The following is a 17475-nucleotide window of genomic DNA, read 5'->3' as shown; positions in this document are numbered from 1 at the left end:
GTTCGGTAATTTATTTGCCGCAAATCCTCTCTAAAACGCTTAATGTCCGCAATTAAATCGATTTGATTCGGGAGTAGCATCATGGCAAGAGACGCGACGAAGCTTGAAGCAACGGTCGCAAAGCTTAAAAAGCACTGGGCAGATTCGGCCCCGCACGATATGCGCGCGGCGTTCAAATCAGACCCGGGCCGGTTCGAGCGGTATTCGCTATCCCTGGATGACCTTCTGTTCGACTGGTCAAAATGCCGGGTCAATGACGAGACGATCGGGCTCCTCAAGGAACTCGCTATTGCTGCCGATGTCGAAGGTCGTCGTGCGGCGATGTTTGCGGGTGAGCACATCAACAACACGGAGGACCGTGCCGTTCTCCATGTCGCGCTGCGCGACACGTCCTCGAAGGAAGTGCTTGTTGACGGACACAATGTGCTGCCGGATGTAAAGGAAGTGCTCGACCGTATGGCGGCATTTGCGGATGGCATTCGGTCGGGCGCGATCAAGGGAGCGACCGGAAAGAAGATCACCGATATCGTCAATATTGGCATTGGCGGGTCCGACCTCGGACCGGTCATGGCAACTCTGGCTCTTTCCCCATATCATGATGGCCCGCGTGCGCATTTCGTCTCCAATATCGACGGCGCTCATATTGCGGATACGCTTGGCATTCTCGATCCTGCGACGACGCTTGTCATCATCGCTTCCAAGACGTTCACGACCATCGAAACAATGACCAACGCGCAGACCGCGCGTAAATGGGTAGCAGATGCACTTGGAGAAGCGGCTGTGGGCGCCCATTTCGCTGCTGTCTCAACCGCATTGGACAAGGTTGCCGCCTTCGGCATTGCTGAAGACCGGGTCTTTGGTTTCTGGGACTGGGTCGGTGGACGTTATTCCGTATGGTCGGCCATCGGCCTGCCTGTGATGATTGCGATTGGACCGGAGGATTTCCGCAAGTTTCTGGCAGGTGCGCATTCAATGGATGTGCATTTCCGAGATGCGCCGCTGGAAAAGAACTTAGCCGTCTGGCTGGGTCTCATCGGTTACTGGCATCGTGCGATCTGTGGTTATGGCAGCCGTGCGATCATTCCATACGACCAGCGTCTCGCCCGTCTTCCAGCCTATCTGCAGCAGCTGGACATGGAGTCGAATGGCAAGAGCGTCACGGTCGATGGCAAGCCGGTTTCCGGTCCGACAGGCCCGGTTGTTTGGGGTGAACCTGGCACGAACGGCCAGCACGCTTTCTTCCAGCTTCTGCATCAGGGCACCGACACCATTCCGCTCGAGTTCATCGTTGCAGCAAAGGGCCATGAAAAGCACCTCGACCATCAACATGAAATGTTGCTGGCGAATTGCCTTGCACAGTCCGAGGCCTTGATGAAGGGGCGTACCCTTGATGAAGCGCGAGCGCAGTTGAAGGCGAAGAACCTGCCAGAGAGCGAAGTTGAACGCATTGCTCCGCATCGCGTTTTCTCAGGCAATCGCCCTTCGTTGACGCTGGTTCATGACAAGCTTGATCCGTTTGCTCTCGGACGTCTGGTAGCGCTGTATGAACACCGCGTGTTCGTCGAAGCACAGATTTTCGGCATCAATGCTTTCGATCAATGGGGCGTGGAGCTTGGCAAGGAACTTGCCACCGAACTTCTGCCGGTGGTTTCGGGTGAGGAGAGCAGCGACGGTCGCGACGCTTCCACACAAGGGCTTGTCGCGCATCTGCATGCGCGAAGGAAAGCTTGACGGTATTCTCTGCACAGCTAGAAATAAAGGAGAGCCGGGTTTGTAACCCGGCTCTCTTCATGAGAAATAAATGGGAAATGAAATGAAAACCGAGATCGTAAAATTTGCCGGCGATGTACCGGGAAATGCCATCGAGTTGCGCGTGCTGCGCTTTGCAGGCAAGGACAGCGATGCGCCTTCCGCCTATTTGCAATCTTCGCTTCACGGTGCGGAACTTCCGGGGCAGGCGGCTCTTCATTTCCTGGTTCCGATGTTGAAGAAGGCCGCCGATGAAGGGCGCATTCTTGGTAATATTACCGTTGTTCCGCAAGCCAATCCGATCGGCTCCAATCAGTGGCAGGCACATCAGCATCTCGGTCGTTTCGAGACGTTTTCGCTGACCAATTTCAATCGCGCTTTCCCGCTACTGCCGGATTTTGACACCTCTGAACTGCCGGAGCCGGATGCGCCGATCTCACTGGCTCAGCGCCTGAAGGCGACGCTTTTGAAGCTGGCCCTGCCGAACGACATCGTGCTCGACTTGCATTGCGACGACGAGAGCGAGAATTACGTTTATATCGCGGAGGAATTCGCCGAAGACATGAAGGATCTGGCCATCGCGCTCAATTCGACGGCAATCCTCGCATGGGACACGACGGCCGACGCAGCTTTTGAAGAAGCCTGTGCGCATCCGGTTCTGCAATTGCCGGCGGACAAGCGCAACATGAAGCGCCGGGCTGTTACAACGGTTGAATTCCGTGGCTTGAGCGATGTTTATGCCGATATGGGCAAAGGCGATGCCGAAGGTCTGTATAAATTCCTCGTGCATCGGGGCGTTGTTCGCGACGACAATGTGAAGCTAGAGACGGAATATAAGGGTCTTGTCACGCCGCTCTCACATGTTGAAATGTTGCGCGCGCCGGAAGGCGGTATGGTGCTCTTTCATGTAGCGCCGGGCGATGAAGTAAAGGCGGGAACGAAGCTGGTTACAGTGGTTACGAAGCCGGGTGAACCAGAGGGCGATATCACGCTGACCGCACCGCAGGATGGACGTATTCTGACGCGTCGCTCGCTGCGCTATGTGCGTCGTGGGGATGATCTTCTCAAGCTGCTTGGAGCACAGCCTTCAACCGTCAAGAAGCGTGCCGGTGCGCTGGAAGCATGAGCGACAAGCTTTCCGCAGAGCGTATGAAATCAATCCGTGCCGTCCTGTTCGACAAGGACGGCACCCTGATCGATTTCGACCGCACCTGGTTTTCAATCTCGTGGCAACTGGCGCAGCGTGCAGCAAAAGGCGACGAGGTGCGGGCTCGCGCGTTGCTCGATGCGGGAGGTTATGACTGGCTGACCGAGCGTTTCCGGGCCAATTCGGTCATCGCGGCAGGTACAGTCGAAGATATCGTTTCACTTTGGCATCCAGACGTCGCATCCGAGCAGGTGCGCAAACTGGTCGAAGAATATGACGCTTACTGCGTCACCGAAGGTGCGCGTTCGGCGGTTGCGATCGAAGCCGTTCGCGAAACGCTGGAAACGCTGCGGGAGATGGGGCTTCGCCTTGGTATCGCCACCAACGATTCCGAGGCTGGTGCCCACGCTACCGCCAAAGCTCTGGGTATCCACGGGCTCTTCGAAGTCGTGATTGGCTACAACACGGCGGCGCGCCCAAAACCTTATCCCGACCCGCTGCTCTATTTTGCAGAAAAGCTGGGATTGGCACCCCACGAGATCGCCATGGTCGGCGACAATCTGCATGATCTGGAAACAGCCCATGCTGCCGGGGCAGGGCTTGCGGTCGGTGTTCTATCGGGCAACTCTCCTCGTGAGGCGCTGGAGCCTCATGCCGATGTGGTGCTGGATAGCGTTGCTGGATTGCCTGAATTATTGAAGTGATGAGTGCTGGCTTCCATTCAATTCGTTGAATGGAAGCATCATGACAATTCATCCTCAATGCTCTTGCGGTGTGATCGGTGTGGAGTAGCATGACGGAACGTTCAACGTTCCCGAGCTATGTCCATGATCCTGATCGGCCAGTATGATTCCCCTTTTGTGCGGCGTGTCGCTATCGCCATGCGGCTTTACGGCCTGCCATTCGAGCATGAACCATGGTCGACATTCGGTGACCGGGACAGGATTGCGGAGTTCAATCCGCTGAGCCGCGTGCCGACGCTTGTCCTCGACGATGGCGACGTCGTGATCGAAAGCGCGGCGATACTCGATTATCTCGATGAGATCGCGGTCGGCAAGCCTCCGTTGGTGGCGCAAAAAGGTATCGAGCGCCGTCAGGCTTTGAAGATATGTGCGCTTTCTACCGGTCTTGCCGATAAGGCCGTGAGCCTTCTCTATGAAGGTTTGCTGCGAAGCGAAAAATCAAGCGTTTGGGTGGAACGCTGCGAGACACAGATCGCGCGGGTGCTGGATGTTCTGGAAAGTGATCTTGCGGAACGGAAATCATCATACTGGTTTGGAGATGATATCGGACATACCGATATCGCGGCGGCTTGTGCGCTTCGCTTTCTGCGCGAGGCGCATCCAAGCCTCTTTGATGAGCAGAAACATCCGGCATTGGCTGGTCTGGCAGCTCGATGCGAAGCGCTGGCACCTTTCCAGGAGATCGTTCAGCCTCTGGTGCCGCCCTCAGCATGATTCAGTCTGAAACAAATACGGCCGGATGAAATGTCCGGCCGTATTTGTTTGTAAACTTCAACGTTCTCAGTCGCGAAGTTCGCGACGCAAAATCTTACCGACATTGCTCTTTGGCAGGCTTTCGCGGAACTCGACTTCGCGCGGACGCTTGTAGTTGGTGAGACGTTCGGCACAATAGGCTTTGACTTCGTCTTCGGTCAGGTTGAGGTCGCTACGGACAACGAACAATTTGACGACTTCGCCCGAATGTTCGTTCGGTATGCCAACGGCAGCCGTTTCCACGATGCCGGGGTGACCGGCGGCAACTTCTTCAATTTCGTTTGGATAGACATTGAAGCCGGAAACCAGGATCATGTCCTTCTTGCGGTCGACGATCTTGGTGTAACCGCGTTCGTCCATGAAGCCCATGTCGCCCGTGCGGAAGAAACCATCCGGCATGATCGCGCGTTTGGTTTCATCGGGACGTTCCCAATAGCCCGACATCACCTGTGGTCCGCGCACGCAGATTTCCCCGACCTCTCCGAGTGCCAGGTCATTTCCGTCATCGTCACGGATTGCCACATCAGTCGATGGCATGGGCAGGCCGATAGTGCCGGAGAACTCGGTCGCATCAAGCGCGTTGGCGCAGGCGACGGGCGAGGTCTCCGAAAGGCCATACCCTTCAGTGACGTGGCAACCAGTCATTTTCTGCCAGCGTTCGGCAACAGGACGTTGCACAGCCATTCCGCCGCCGAGAGTGAGAATAAGAGGTTTGAAATCCAGCGTCTGGAAATCAGGGTTGTTCATGAGGCCGTTGAACAAGGTGTTGAGGCCCGGGAAGATATGGAACGGGTATTTCTTCAGCTCTTTGACGAAGCCGGAAATATCGCGTGGATTGGGAATGAGGATATTTCGTGCACCAAGCTTAATGCCGATCATCGCATTCACCGTGAGCGCGAAAATATGGTAAAGCGGCAGGGCGCATACGAAATTCAGGGCCTTGGGCTTGCCTTTGTTGCGGAAAGCAACCTCCATCCAGACATGCATCTGCTCCACATTCGCAAGAATATTGCTATGGGTGAGCATGGCGCCTTTCGAGACGCCCGTCGTACCGCCTGTATATTGCAGGAAAGCAAGGTCAGAACCTTGAACCGGAATGGGGTTGAAGGATTGGGCACGGCCTTGAGCCAATGCATCCTTGAAACGGATATGGCCCGGGATGTTCCACACAGGGACCATTTTCTTCACGCGGCGCACGACGAAATTGATGATGTGGCCCTTGAAGCCATGCATGTCGCCCATTGAAGCGACAATGATATTGGGAACATTGACGGAGTTAAGGGTCTTCTCCACCGTCGATGCGAAGTTCTCCAGAACAATCAATGCTTTGGCGCCGGAGTCGTTCAGCTGGTGTTCCAGCTCGCGCGGCGTATAAAGCGGATTGACGTTCACCACCACGAAACCGGCGCGGAGAATAGCCGTAAACGCAATTGGATAATGCAGGATGTTTGGCATCATCACTGCGACGCGATCACCTTTGACGAGGCCACGCGATTGGAGAAATGCTGCGAGGGCGCGAGAGTATTCGTCCAGCTTCTTGAAAGAGAGATCCTTACCCATGCAGGTAAAGGCGGGATTGTCGGGGAACTGCCGACAGGACGCCAGAATCATATCGCCAATAGACGAGGTATTGCTCAGATCGATTTCGTGCGGAACGCCGACCGGATACGATTTGAGCCAGATTTTTTCCTGCTTCAACGCGCCTTTCTTGGCTGTATCTGCTGCGACGGATTCAACTACGGATGCACTTTGCCCAGTCGTTTTTTTCGCCATGTCTTCTCCCCGGATTGCTCCGTCCTAAGTTGGGCAGCCTGTGCGCCCGCCGTCTCCCAAGCTGCCCGCCCGGACAGCCTCCTCACCATAAATGTGGTCGAGTTTTACTCTCTTCGCAAGAGTTACATTGACGTAAGCGTAAATTATAAAGGAGTCGAGCGTCTTCCCCAATTTTTAAGTTCAGCAATCACAATAGGTTGAAAGAAACCACGGGAGAAAATAGCAGGTCCGATGGGCGGGGCATATCGCAATTATGTGTAATCTTGCGTCTGATGAGCTTCGAATTCCTGATTTCGCAGAGATCGAATGAGTATCGAGATTGCCTTGCCGCCATAGGTGACGAGATCGTAGTTTCGGTCGCCGCGCAACCATTCATTGAGGAGCCCGCTCAACATGGAAAGCAGGATCAGTGCTGCCGTATCAGCAGTCCATTCCTTTGAAAGCTCCCCGCGTCTTGCCGCCACGTCGAGCAATCCTGCGAGCAATGAGAGGACATTAGATCGCGCTTCCCTGAGTCTGTCTTCCAGTGGGGCCATCTCGCCGACGAATTCGCATCGCTGGTTGATGATAATGAAAATGTTCTGCTGGCGTACATCGTTCGAAAAAAGATGCAGCGCCTGGATAATCGATTGTTCCAGAACATGCATTGGATTGGGGTGATTAACGGCCGCTGCCTGCAACATGATTTCTTCTTGCGGGAAGCGGACATTACCTATGATTGTGCGCGCGATTTCAAGCTTGTCGTGGAAGTGGAAATAAATCGCACCACGCGTTACTCCGGCATGACATGCGATTTCCATCAGTGTAGATTGGTTGACACCACGTTCGAGGAAAACCTGCTCGGCGGCCACCAGAATGGCTTCCCGGGTCTCGGCTGCCTCGGCTTTCGTTCTTCGCATGACTTCTCTCAGGTAGATGCAGGCTAGTGGCCCAGTTTGCCACTGAATCTGGATAACTCATTCGTGATCTGTAATATTAGGTGATTGACTATAACACGGTAGTCCGTATTTACAAACACTCGTGTATGTTAAATTGGCAGCACCGCGCGACAGCAAGGGCACTCCCATCATGACTTTGAACCGTTCCATTCGGCTTTTTGCGGCAGGGGCCGCATTTCTTGTCTTTGCGGGGCAACCCGTTCTGGCGCAGGCACCCGGGGGGGCTACACCGCCTCCGCCACAGGTATCCGTTACGGTGGTCAAGCCGCATGATGTACCTGTTACCTATGAATATGCGGCGCGTATCAGCGCCTATCGCGATGTTCAGGTCCGAGCGCGCGTGGGCGGAATATTGCTTCACCGCAATTTCATCGAAGGTACGGAAGTCAAAGCGGGCGACGTGTTGTTCGAAATAGACCCTGCACCGTATGAGGCCGAGCTTGAAAAGGCTCAGGCTCAGGTAGCGCAGGCCGAAGCGCAGTATCAGCAATCCATTCGGGATGCCGAGCGCGCAGAACAACTCGTCCAGCAGAAGGTGCAGAGCACGGCAGTTCGTGATTCCGCTTTTGCGACGCGCGACCTGAACAAGGCGGCGGTTGCTGCAGCCAAGGCACAGCTTCGCACCGCAGAACTCAATCTGAGCTATACGAAGGTCACCGCGCCCATCAGCGGCATTACCAGTCAGGAACAGGTCAATGAGGGCAGCCTCATCGGTACTGATGCATCCTCCAGTCTTCTGACTTCGATTACCCAGCTCGATCCGGTGTACGTGAATTTCTCCTTCACCGATACGGAAGCTGCCGAAATCGACCGTTTGCGCGCAGAACGCGGTGCAACGGGTGAAGATGCCGATCGCCTCAAGATCAAGGTCCTGTTTGGTGACGGACAGGCTTATGATCATGAAGGTACGATCGACTTCACCTCATCGTCGCTCGATACGGAAACAGGCACTCTTGGCGCCCGTGCAGTCGTTGAGAACCCTAATCGCCGCCTGATCCCTGGTCAGTTCGTCCGTGCGGTGATCCTCGGTATTCAGGTCAAGGATGCAATCACGATCCCGAAGGCCGCATTGCTCCAGGGTCCGCAAACGCAGTTTGTGTACGTGGTCAACAAGGACAATGTTGTCGAAGTGCGACCGATCACGGTGTCGCGTGAACTGAGTGACGCGTGGCTTGTTTCCGAAGGTCTCAATGCAGGCGAACGGGTTATAAGCGAAGGTCTCGTCAAGGCAGCCCCGGGTAAGCCCGTGAATCCGGTCGACGCAGCTACTGAAGCAAGCAATCAGACATCGCCTGACAAGGCGGGTGCTGAAGCTGGCAAAGAACAGGCGGCAGACAAGCAATGAATAGATTTTTCGTCGACCGCCCCGTTTTCGCGGCGGTCATTTCCATTGTGCTCGTGCTGGCTGGCCTGATCTGCATCCGGATCCTGCCGATTGCGCAGTACCCCGAACTGACGCCGCCACAGGTGGTCGTCAGTGCAACCTATCCCGGCGCAAGTGCCGAAACGGTGGCGCAGACTGTTGCTGCGCCATTGGAACAGCAGATCAATGGCGTCGAGAACATGCTCTATATGCAGTCCTCGAGCCTTGGTAGCGGTACGATGCAGTTGACCGTGACCTTCGCTCTGGGCACCGACCCCGATCAGGCCACCATCAACGTCAACAACCGCGTACAGCGTGCAACCTCGTCGCTTCCGCAGGAGGTTCAGCGTCTCGGCGTCACGGTGGACAAGCGTTCCACCACGATTCTGGGCATGGTCGCCATGTTCTCCGACAGCGATCGTTATGACCGCACCTACGTCGGTAACTACGCGCTGCTGAACGTGGTCGACGATCTCAAGCGTCTGTCGGGCGTGGGCGACGTGCAGCTGCTCGGCAATATTGACTATTCGATGCGTATCTGGCTGCGTCCAGACAAGCTGGCGCAGTATAATCTGACCCCTAGCGATGTCTCGACGGCTATCCAGGAACAGAACGCACAGTTCGCAGCCGGTCGTTTCGGCGATCAGCCCGATCCGCAGGCCGGGCCGTTCACCTATACGGCGACCACGCAGGGGCGTCTGCCGGATGCCGCTGCATTCGAGAACATTATCCTTCGTTCCAGCTCTAACGCCGCAACGCTGCGTCTGAAGGACGTTGCGCGCGTCGAGCTAGGCACGGAAAGTTATCTCGTCGACAGTAATCTTAATGGTACGTCTGCAGTTCCGATTGCAATCTATCTGCAGCCGGGCGCGAATGCGCTCAACACGATGGAACTCATTCAGAACCGTATGAACGAGTTGAAGGCGAGCTTCCCGGCGGGTATCGATTACTCGATCCCGTTCGATACGACGAAGTTCATCAAGGTCTCCATCGAGGAAGTGATACACACCTTCATCGAGGCGATCATTCTCGTCGTGCTGGTGGTGTTCATCTTCCTGCAGAACTGGCGCGCGACGCTCATTCCAATCATCGCAGTGCCGATCTCGATCATTGGCACTTTTGCGGGCATGTATGTGCTCGGCTTCTCCATCAACCTCCTGACGCTGTTCGGTCTGGTGCTGGCAATCGGTATCGTGGTCGACGACGCTATCGTGGTTCTGGAAAACGTCGAACGTATCATGACGACCGATAAGCTGTCGCCGCGCAAGGCCGCCATCAAGGCCATGGGTGAAGTGACGGGGCCGGTTGTTGCGATTGTTCTCGTGCTTTGCGCCGTGTTCATTCCGGTTGCCTTCATGGGCGGTCTTGTCGGTGAAATGTACAAGCAGTTCGCCGTCACTATCGCGATTTCGGTGACGTTGTCTGGTCTTGTGGCATTGACACTGACACCGGCGCTCTGCGCGTTGATCCTCAAGCCGGGTCATCACGAGCCGATGCTGCCGTTCCGCATCTTCAACCGCTTCTTCGAGCGGGTGACGGACGGTTACTCTCGTGGCGTTCGCTTCTTTTTGAAGCGCGCTGCAATCGGTCTGATCATTTTTGCAGGCCTTCTTGGTGCTACATACTATCTTTTTGAACGGGTTCCGGGATCGCTGTTACCTGACGAAGATCAGGGCTACCTGTTCAGCGTTGCTGTCCTGCCTCCTGCGGCCTCGTTGGAGCGCACAACGGCGGTTCTTGATCAGGCGAGCGCGAATATCCGGAAAAGCCCGGCTGTGGAAAGCGTCTTCGCGGTATCCGGCTTCGATCTTCTGTCGGGCGGTCTGAAAACCAGTGCGGGCACGATGTTCATCATGCTCAAGGACTGGAAGGAACGCACGACACCTGAAACCGATGCCCGCAATCTTCCCGGTGCCATCATGGCCATGAATTCGGGCATCAAGGACGGGCTTGTGCTGGCATTCAACCCGCCTCCGATCATGGGCCTCAGCACGACCGGTGGCTTTGAACTCTATGTTCAGGATCGTACCGGAGGTGGTGTCGAATCGCTGACGCGTGCGACCAAACTCATCACCGAGGCTGCGGCCAAGCGACCGGAACTGCAGGGCGTGCGCACGACGTTCGATCCGAACGTTCCGCAATATGACATCCAGCTTGATCGCGAAAAGGCGAAGGCTATGGGTGTGCCGATCAACTCTGTATTCACTGCAATGCAGGCAACGTTCGGCAGTCTCTACGTCAACGACTTTACGCTGTTTGGCCGCAACTATCAGGTCAACCTGCAGTCGGAGGCTGAGTTCCGTCGTGATCCAAGCGATCTCAAGCATGTCTTCGTGCGGGCCAATTCCGGCAGCATGATCCCGCTTGATGCTCTTGTGACCGTCAAACGTATTGTTGGCCCGGATCAGCTTGAACGCTTCAACGCCTTCAATGCAGCGAAGATCACCGGTAATCCGGCACCAGGTTTCACCTCTGGCGATTCCATCAAGGCAATGCAGGAAGTGGCTGCGGAGGTTCTTCCGCAGGGCTACCAGATTGCATGGACGGGCTCGGCCTATCAGGAAGTAACCACAAGCGGCACAGGCACGCAGGCGATGATCTTCGGTCTCGTCATGGTGTTCCTGATCCTTGCGGCGCAATACGAGCGCTGGAGCCTGCCGCTTGCCGTTATTACCGCAGTGCCGTTTGCTATCTTCGGTGCGCTGCTGGCGACCGATCTGCGCGGGTTGACCAATGACGTGTATTTCCAGATTGGTCTGGTGACACTCATAGGTCTGGCGGCGAAGAACGCGATTCTGATCGTGGAATTCGCGGTACTCGAGCGAGAGACAGGCAAGTCCGCGATAGAGGCGGCAGCGTCGGCGGCCCGCCTGCGCTTCCGTCCGATCGTGATGACTTCGCTGGCCTTCATTCTCGGTGTAGTGCCGCTCGCGATCAGTACGGGTGCCGGTTCGGCAAGCCGTCACTCGATCGGTACGGGTGTCATCGGCGGTATGCTGGCTGCAACGTTCATCGCAACGTTCTTCATTCCGATGTTCTATAGTCTGATAGCGCGCAAGCCGCCGAAGCGGCCAGAGGATGAAGATGTGAATGAAACGACTGGCCCGAATGGGCAGACAGATATCTAGTCCGTTTCGAACTTCACACAAAAGCCCCGCCGATAGGCGGGGCTTTTTTACATCAGTTAATGCTCATGCTTATCAGACTGTATTCGCATTTCGTTGCGACATATCCCTCGAACCAAAGGGTGTGCGTGTTCTAAAACAGCGATGCGATACTCTGAACGATTGCCCAGCCCAGAAAAGTCGCTGGTACGCTAAGCGCTGCAAGCATGATACCGAGAAACACATAGGCGGCCTCATTGGGCGAGCGCTTTGTTTGTTCCGGAGTCTTGTGCCATTGGGCAGGAACGCCATCGAACATTGTATAAATCCTCCTTCTCCCTCAACTTGATTATTGATGAGAGGGTGATTTGTTCAAGTCAAAATAAATGCATGTATTTATTGATCTTATTCTGCTATAAGCGGCGCAATTCGCGGTGCAAGTTGTATAGTTATCACGCTTCGGACGCGATTTTGTTGAGCTATATATTTGATATGAAATATTTTTACTTTTTTACTGTAAGTATCGTTATATCGGAAATTTCAAGAATATCTGAAAATTCGTTTAGTGACGGCCCTTCTCTGCGTCAAAATGGCACGCAAAGGGCATCCCAGTTTTATCGATTCCATCCGTCTTGAGTTAGGCTCAATAAAAGCTGTTGGGGAAATAGCGCAGATAAAGCTCCGTTAGCGTGCCTTTCTGCTGCAAGGCCTGAAGAGCATTGTTGAAGGCACTGGCAAGGGGAGCGTTCTTCTGTGCGACCGCAATGCTGAGACCGGAGCCAAGATATTGCGGTGCGAGGTAAGCGCCGGCTGTAAAGCTGCAGCAAGCATGGCCTTCAGGACTATTCAGCCACACTGAAAGTGACATGCCGTCGTGGAACACCGCGCTGACCTTACCGCTCTTGAGGTCAGCGAGCATGATGGATGCGTCAGGGTACGGTTTGGCGACCGCTTGAGGAAAATAGCTTTTTAGCAGTTGCTCGTGGGCCGATCCCGCAATAACGCCAACGCTTTTACCTTTTGTGGCCGTAATTGCATCGTCATTAAATGCGCCTGCGTTGGTCGTCGCAAATCGCGCAGGCAATCGCATATAGGACCGCGAGAAAGCAAATTGACCACGATTCTCATCGGTTGGTTTCCATCCGGCTATGATGGCTTCTGCTTGTCCGCTAAGCAGTCGTTCCTCAAGCTCATTCCACGGCACAGCTTCAATCTGACAGACGTCGTCAACACCCAATTGACGACAAAGGGCTTTGGCTAGGTCGACATTGTAGCCGGACAGCTGTCCCTGATCGCCAAGCATGTTGAACGGGGGAAAGTCAACGGTTGTGATGAACCTCAACCGATTGAGCGCCTGCAAGGACGGTAACGGCAGGCGTTCTTTCTGGTTGATGAAAGATGGAGCCTCTGGCTGTGCGTCTGAGGCCCAGGCACCATGGGCGCCACACGTGAATGCCAACGCGACGAGCAGTCTTGGAAGGTAGCGTTTCATGACCCGCTTTTGCCTTTTTCTCTATAATTTCGCGTTAACTGAGTTATCGAGTGACGAGCAATATTCAACGAAGGTTCAATAAAAATAAAGGTTGCAATTCATTTTCAGTATATTACCTTCCGATTGCAAATTTTACCGAAATAAATACCTAATGAAGTAAATGGTAAAATAGTAAAGAATTGAATTATTAAAGCATAAAATAAATAAATATAGGTATTCAGTAGTGCGGGGGTGCTATGAGTAATGGATCGATTGCGTTCGATCTGGAGATATGCAGTGCCATATCAGCCAGATTGGAACAATGTGGCGTGTCTAGATATGCGTTGTTGGGGGCGTATAGTACGGCTACTCACCATGGAACATCTTTTTGTGTGGAATTGATTCAGCGAGGAGATGTTGCGGAATCGGCCATTTATGCAGCTATCGCTGATCTTCTGGGATTGGAATTCACAAACGAGGCTTTACCGTCGCGCATTTTCGTATCGGGGGAGGAAAAGCCATCGGCTTTCATCGATGTCGGACAGGTTATGGTGCTCGGCGCAGACGGAAATAGTTATCTCTACATTGCTCCGTCCGAAAATCGTATCCGAAAACTTCGAGATCATATTCTTGCGACACCGCAATTGAAGAGCCGAATTCGGATCTGTACGCCGACACTTTTGAAACAGATCATGCGGCAACGACATCAGAAGGATCTGATTGCGCGGGCTCATGAAATGACGCCGCAGTCGTTTTCAGCAGCGCGCGTTCTGGATACGCCACAGGCATTTATCATTGCCATGGCAATCTATGCGTTCTTTGCCTGCGTGTTTAACTGGCCGACGATGACGCTTCTGGTGCTTCATGTGGCGTTGTCGGTATTCTTCTTCGGATGCGTGATGATCCGTTTGTTCGCGGCTGTTTCGGGACGCCGGTTGAAGTTTCTCGAAATCAGGAAATGCAATCCGCGTGACTTACCGAACTATTCAGTCCTGGTCCCGTTATATCGGGAGCAGGAAGTGATCGGTCAGCTCATTACGAGCTTGAAACGGCTGAATTGGCCCGCCAGCAAACTCGATATCAAGCTTGTTTGCGAGAAGGATGATTTCGATACAGTATCGGCGATACGCCGTGAACGGCTGCCGTTGAATTTCGAATTGGTTCTCGTGCCGTCTGGCGGACCCAAGACGAAGCCGAAGGCACTGAATTATGCATTGCAATTTGCGCGAGGCGAGATTGTAGCGGTCTTCGATGCTGAAGACCGTCCACACCCTGACCAGCTGCTGGAAGCATGGCAGACTTTTCAGGCTGAAGGCGACAAGCTGGCCTGTGTGCAGGCACCGCTGATTATCGGGAACTTCCGCCACAACCTGCTGACACGAATGTTTGCATTTGAATATGCAGCGCTTTTCCGCGGTTTGTTGCCTTGGCTCGCTTCGCGGGGGCTTGTCATTCCTCTCGGCGGTACTTCCAATCATTTTCGGCGATCTTGTCTGGAAGAAGTTGGCGGCTGGGATGCCTACAATGTCACGGAGGATGCCGATCTCGGGGTGAGGCTCGCCCGGTTCGGTTATCACATCGGCGTCATCACGCGCGGAACGATTGAGGGCGCACCCGTAAACTATGATATCTGGCGCAAACAGCGAACACGCTGGCTCAAAGGCTGGATGCAGACATGGCTCGTTCATGGACGCCAGCCGCACAACACATGGCGTGAACTTGGCTGGTTCCGGTTTTCTGTCAATCAGATCTACACGCTAGGTATAATCAGTTCAGCGCTTCTGCATCCGCTCATGTTGGCCATGTTCGCGATCTTGCTGACCAGCATGTTATTCGGGCCTTTGACAACCCATGGCGTCTGGCTGTTGGGGATTGATGTAACGAATATTCTGCTGGCCTATCTTAGCTTCTATCTTCTGGGTGCAAGAACAATGGAGCCAACGGAACTGGGAGGATATGCTTATCTGTTTTCAATCCCGGTATACTGGGTGTTGATTTCAATCTCCGCGTGGCGCGCCTTATGGCAGCTGATGCGTGTGCCTCATCTGTGGGAAAAGACACCGCACCAGCCAAGCCTGTTCTACATTTCCGCAGAAGACGAGGTGAGGAATGTAGAGCCGCGTCCGATGATCGATTGATCCTCGGCTCCAATTGCCTGAAGGTCTCTTCCTTCATAGGGCAGCGTCAAAAGGATGCGCCGGATTGCAGCTAATCTGGCGCGTCGCTTGTCATTCGACCGAATGATCGTCCAGGATGCGTAACCTGTATCGGTCCGTTCAAGCATGGTGTGTAGTGCGTCGGAGTAATCATTCCAGCGGGAGATTCCCGCCACATCCATCGGCGAGAACTTCCAGTTCTTGAGCGGACTATGGCGACGTTCATGAAAGCGCTTGAGCTGCATTTCCTGACCGATATCCAGCCAGAATTTGAAGAGATGAATACCGTCCGTAACGATCATGCGCTCGAAATCGGGTGTTTCAGTCAGGAAGGTTTCAAGCTGCGCCGGGGTACAAAAACCCATCACCCGTTCCACACCAGCCCGGTTGTACCATGATCGGTCAAACGTAACGAACTCGCCGGCAGTTGGAAAATGCGCGACATAACGCTGGAAATACCATTGACCCTGTTCGGTTTCGGTGGGCTTCGGCAAAGCAACGTTCCGCGCGGTTCTGGGGTTCATGAACTCACGGATAGTAAAGATTGTCCCGCCTTTACCAGCCGCGTCGCGGCCTTCGAAAACACTGATGACTCGACCGCCTGTATCCTGAAGCCAGTATTGAAGTTTGACGAGTTCGATCTGAAGCCGCTCCAGCGTTTCTTCATATTCGTCCGACTTCATCTTGGATGGGTAGGGATATCCACCTGACTGCAGCGCATTATCGTCGATCCATTTCGGCAGTTTCGGATCATTTATGTCAAACGAACGCCCTACACCGTCAATTTTCAGCTTGATTGGCTTGTCGATCGGCTTCGCTTCGTCTTTTTTGTCTTTCTTTTTGTTAGCTGTCTTCGAACTGTCACCCACGGCAATTCCCTTTCGTTTATATCAAAGCATGATATGGGCTGTTTGGAAGCCGCGTAAAGGACGTTCGAGCATTTCCGGATAAGTCTATGCCCCAACCGCAGAAGGAAGCAGCATGAGCGAGGCAGGCAACCGCACCGATCCAGAACCACAGGCGGAGAAGTCGATTTTCGAACCGCTTCTTCGGGTCAAGGGTGTCTTGATTGCCAGCATGGTTCTCGCGGTCTGCGTGCTGGCTCTTGATCTCCCCTTCTGGTTTCGAGCTGGCCTCCTGGCCGTTGTCGTACTCGGCGCTGTGTGGCTCGCAAGCGAAGTTGCGAGCAGCGAGCCAGACGAAGAGCCGGTGAAGACAGCGGCACCCAACGAAATGGCGGGAGTGTCCGGCGAGCGTCTGGCCGATCTTCTGACCGATCCGATGGTCGTCTTCGATCATAGCGGAACCGTTCTATTCAACAATTCTGCGGCTCTGGAGGCGTTCCAGTCGCTGGAAACCGGCACAGCGCTCTACTTGCGGTTTCGAGCGCCGGAAATGCATGCTCTCATTCAAGGCGTGATTGCAGACGGCGAAGCGCGAAGTATTGAATATTTCGAACGCGTCCCGATTGATCGCTGGTTCAAGGCGATGGTCAAGGCCTTGCCGGGTAAGGATGGCAGGCCTGAACTTTTCGTCCTGCTGTTCCGCGATCAGAGCGAAACGCGTCGCATTGATCGTATGCGTTCAGACTTCATTGCGAATGCAAGTCACGAACTGCGCACGCCGCTCGCCTCGCTTCGCGGGTTCATCGAGACGCTGCAAGGGCCAGCTCGAAACGACGCAGCTGCGCGCGACCGCTTTCTGGATATCATGCAGAAACAGGCCGAACGCATGTCGCGCCTGATCGACGATCTTTTGTCCCTGTCTCGCCTTGAAATGCGGGCACATCTGGCGGTCAATGAATGTGTGGACATGACGTCCATCCTCAATCACGTTGCCGACACACTGACGCCCTTGGCAGCCGGTCTCGATATCCGTATCGAGCGTCAACTGCCGGATCATCCCGTTACAGTCACTGGCGCGCGTGACGAGCTTATCCAGGTGTTCCAGAACCTCGTCGAAAATGCCTGCAAATACGGGCAGGCAGGCAAGCGCGTCATCGTAAAACTGGACGAAGATAACAGCGGCAGTTCTGCTGAGGTGGTGACATCAGTTCAGGATTTTGGTCCGGGCATTGCAGCTGAGCATTTGCCGCGCCTGACGGAACGTTTCTATCGGATTGACGTCGAAACAAGCCGGGCTCAAAAGGGGACGGGCCTTGGGCTTGCCATCGTCAAACATATCCTTGCGCGCCATCGCGGTCGTCTGGTTGTTCGCTCGCAATTGGGCGAAGGATCAACTTTCACGGTGCGGATGCCGAAACGTACTGTGTAGGCTT

At 54.4% G+C, this 17475-nt stretch carries 13 protein-coding genes; 8 read left to right on the top strand and 5 right to left on the bottom strand.

The genetic code is table 11. The features are described from left to right. Window positions 1-81 precede the first annotated feature (81 nt). From pgi to AC1RHM_RS16495, 4 genes are all read left to right on the top strand, one after another. Complete coding sequence (gene pgi / locus AC1RHM_RS16510; protein ID WP_029925762.1) at window positions 82-1731, top strand: glucose-6-phosphate isomerase; 1650 nt, start codon at window positions 82-84, stop codon at window positions 1729-1731. Between the two features lie 82 nt (window positions 1732-1813). Then, window positions 1814-2875: a succinylglutamate desuccinylase/aspartoacylase family protein gene (locus AC1RHM_RS16505; RefSeq protein ID WP_010658193.1), complete on the top strand. Its 1062-nt coding sequence runs from the start codon at window positions 1814-1816 to the stop codon at window positions 2873-2875. Next, entirely contained in the window at window positions 2872-3600 is a 729-nt protein-coding gene (locus AC1RHM_RS16500) for an HAD family hydrolase (protein ID WP_010658194.1), read from the top strand. Before AC1RHM_RS16505 ends, AC1RHM_RS16500 begins: the two co-directional genes overlap by 4 nt. 123 nt (window positions 3601-3723) lie before the next feature. After that, window positions 3724-4353, top strand: a complete 630-nt coding sequence (locus AC1RHM_RS16495; RefSeq protein ID WP_029375880.1) for a glutathione S-transferase family protein — start codon at window positions 3724-3726, stop codon at window positions 4351-4353. Between the two features lie 66 nt (window positions 4354-4419). Here AC1RHM_RS16495 and AC1RHM_RS16490 read toward each other — a convergent pair whose 3' ends face one another. Together AC1RHM_RS16490 and AC1RHM_RS16485 are read right to left on the bottom strand one after the other, a co-directional pair. Continuing rightward, the gene (locus AC1RHM_RS16490) at window positions 4420-6165 is read right to left on the bottom strand and encodes a long-chain fatty acid--CoA ligase (RefSeq protein WP_010658196.1); all 1746 of its coding nucleotides are present in this window, start codon (window positions 6163-6165) and stop codon (window positions 4420-4422) included. Between the two features lie 251 nt (window positions 6166-6416). After that, window positions 6417-7064, bottom strand: a complete 648-nt coding sequence (locus AC1RHM_RS16485; RefSeq protein ID WP_010658197.1) for a TetR family transcriptional regulator — start codon at window positions 7062-7064, stop codon at window positions 6417-6419. A 169-nt stretch (window positions 7065-7233) separates the two neighbouring features. Between AC1RHM_RS16485 and AC1RHM_RS16480 the strand changes: the two genes are divergently transcribed. Both AC1RHM_RS16480 and bepE read left to right on the top strand, forming a co-directional pair. Then, window positions 7234-8448 carry an efflux RND transporter periplasmic adaptor subunit gene (locus AC1RHM_RS16480; RefSeq protein WP_010658198.1) on the top strand — a complete coding sequence of 405 codons (1215 nt, stop codon included), beginning with the start codon at window positions 7234-7236 and terminating at the stop codon, window positions 8446-8448. Next, window positions 8445-11594, top strand: a complete 3150-nt coding sequence (gene bepE, locus AC1RHM_RS16475) for a multidrug efflux RND transporter permease subunit BepE (protein WP_010658199.1) — start codon at window positions 8445-8447, stop codon at window positions 11592-11594. The genes AC1RHM_RS16480 and bepE overlap by 4 nt, the downstream gene beginning before the upstream one ends. A gap of 130 nt (window positions 11595-11724) precedes the next feature. Here bepE and AC1RHM_RS16470 read toward each other — a convergent pair whose 3' ends face one another. Both AC1RHM_RS16470 and AC1RHM_RS16465 read right to left on the bottom strand, forming a co-directional pair. After that, a complete protein-coding gene (locus AC1RHM_RS16470; RefSeq protein WP_006466025.1) occupies window positions 11725-11889 on the bottom strand; it encodes a hypothetical protein in 165 nt (54 codons plus the stop codon). Between the two features lie 324 nt (window positions 11890-12213). Next, the gene (locus tag AC1RHM_RS16465; protein ID WP_010658200.1) at window positions 12214-13062 is read right to left on the bottom strand and encodes a transporter substrate-binding domain-containing protein; all 849 of its coding nucleotides are present in this window, start codon (window positions 13060-13062) and stop codon (window positions 12214-12216) included. Between the two features lie 236 nt (window positions 13063-13298). Between AC1RHM_RS16465 and AC1RHM_RS16460 the strand changes: the two genes are divergently transcribed. Next, window positions 13299-15179 carry a glycosyltransferase family 2 protein gene (locus AC1RHM_RS16460; protein ID WP_192798583.1) on the top strand — a complete coding sequence of 627 codons (1881 nt, stop codon included), beginning with the start codon at window positions 13299-13301 and terminating at the stop codon, window positions 15177-15179. Here the strand turns inward: AC1RHM_RS16460 and ppk2 are convergent. Then, on the bottom strand, window positions 15122-16066 hold the full coding sequence (gene ppk2, locus AC1RHM_RS16455) for a polyphosphate kinase 2 (RefSeq protein WP_492332602.1): 945 nt from the start codon (window positions 16064-16066) through the stop codon (window positions 15122-15124). The genes AC1RHM_RS16460 and ppk2 overlap by 58 nt on opposite strands. 112 nt (window positions 16067-16178) lie before the next feature. Between ppk2 and AC1RHM_RS16450 the strand changes: the two genes are divergently transcribed. Beyond that, a complete protein-coding gene (locus tag AC1RHM_RS16450; protein ID WP_010658203.1) occupies window positions 16179-17471 on the top strand; it encodes an ATP-binding protein in 1293 nt (430 codons plus the stop codon). The last annotated feature ends 4 nt before the right edge of the window (window positions 17472-17475 follow it).

The sequence above is a fragment of the Brucella sp. GW823-FHT04E01 genome (assembly GCF_058796175.1).
The sequence above is the reverse complement of the archived record's forward strand: the minus strand, read 5'-3'. Positions and strand labels throughout refer to the sequence as shown.

Excerpts from the sequence above, each read along its gene's own strand:
- pgi (WP_029925762.1), top strand. The coding sequence starts at position 82 with ATGGCAAGAGACGCGACGAAGCTTGAAGCAACGGTCGCAAAGCTTAAA.
- AC1RHM_RS16505 (WP_010658193.1), top strand. The coding sequence starts at position 1,814 with ATGAAAACCGAGATCGTAAAATTTGCCGGCGATGTACCGGGAAATGCC.
- AC1RHM_RS16500 (WP_010658194.1), top strand. The coding sequence starts at position 2,872 with ATGAGCGACAAGCTTTCCGCAGAGCGTATGAAATCAATCCGTGCCGTC.
- AC1RHM_RS16495 (WP_029375880.1), top strand. The coding sequence starts at position 3,724 with ATGATCCTGATCGGCCAGTATGATTCCCCTTTTGTGCGGCGTGTCGCT.
- AC1RHM_RS16490 (WP_010658196.1), bottom strand. The coding sequence starts at position 6,165 with ATGGCGAAAAAAACGACTGGGCAAAGTGCATCCGTAGTTGAATCCGTC.
- AC1RHM_RS16485 (WP_010658197.1), bottom strand. The coding sequence starts at position 7,064 with ATGCGAAGAACGAAAGCCGAGGCAGCCGAGACCCGGGAAGCCATTCTG.
- AC1RHM_RS16480 (WP_010658198.1), top strand. The coding sequence starts at position 7,234 with ATGACTTTGAACCGTTCCATTCGGCTTTTTGCGGCAGGGGCCGCATTT.
- bepE (WP_010658199.1), top strand. The coding sequence starts at position 8,445 with ATGAATAGATTTTTCGTCGACCGCCCCGTTTTCGCGGCGGTCATTTCC.
- AC1RHM_RS16470 (WP_006466025.1), bottom strand. The coding sequence starts at position 11,889 with ATGTTCGATGGCGTTCCTGCCCAATGGCACAAGACTCCGGAACAAACA.
- AC1RHM_RS16465 (WP_010658200.1), bottom strand. The coding sequence starts at position 13,062 with ATGAAACGCTACCTTCCAAGACTGCTCGTCGCGTTGGCATTCACGTGT.
- AC1RHM_RS16460 (WP_192798583.1), top strand. The coding sequence starts at position 13,299 with ATGAGTAATGGATCGATTGCGTTCGATCTGGAGATATGCAGTGCCATA.
- AC1RHM_RS16450 (WP_010658203.1), top strand. The coding sequence starts at position 16,179 with ATGAGCGAGGCAGGCAACCGCACCGATCCAGAACCACAGGCGGAGAAG.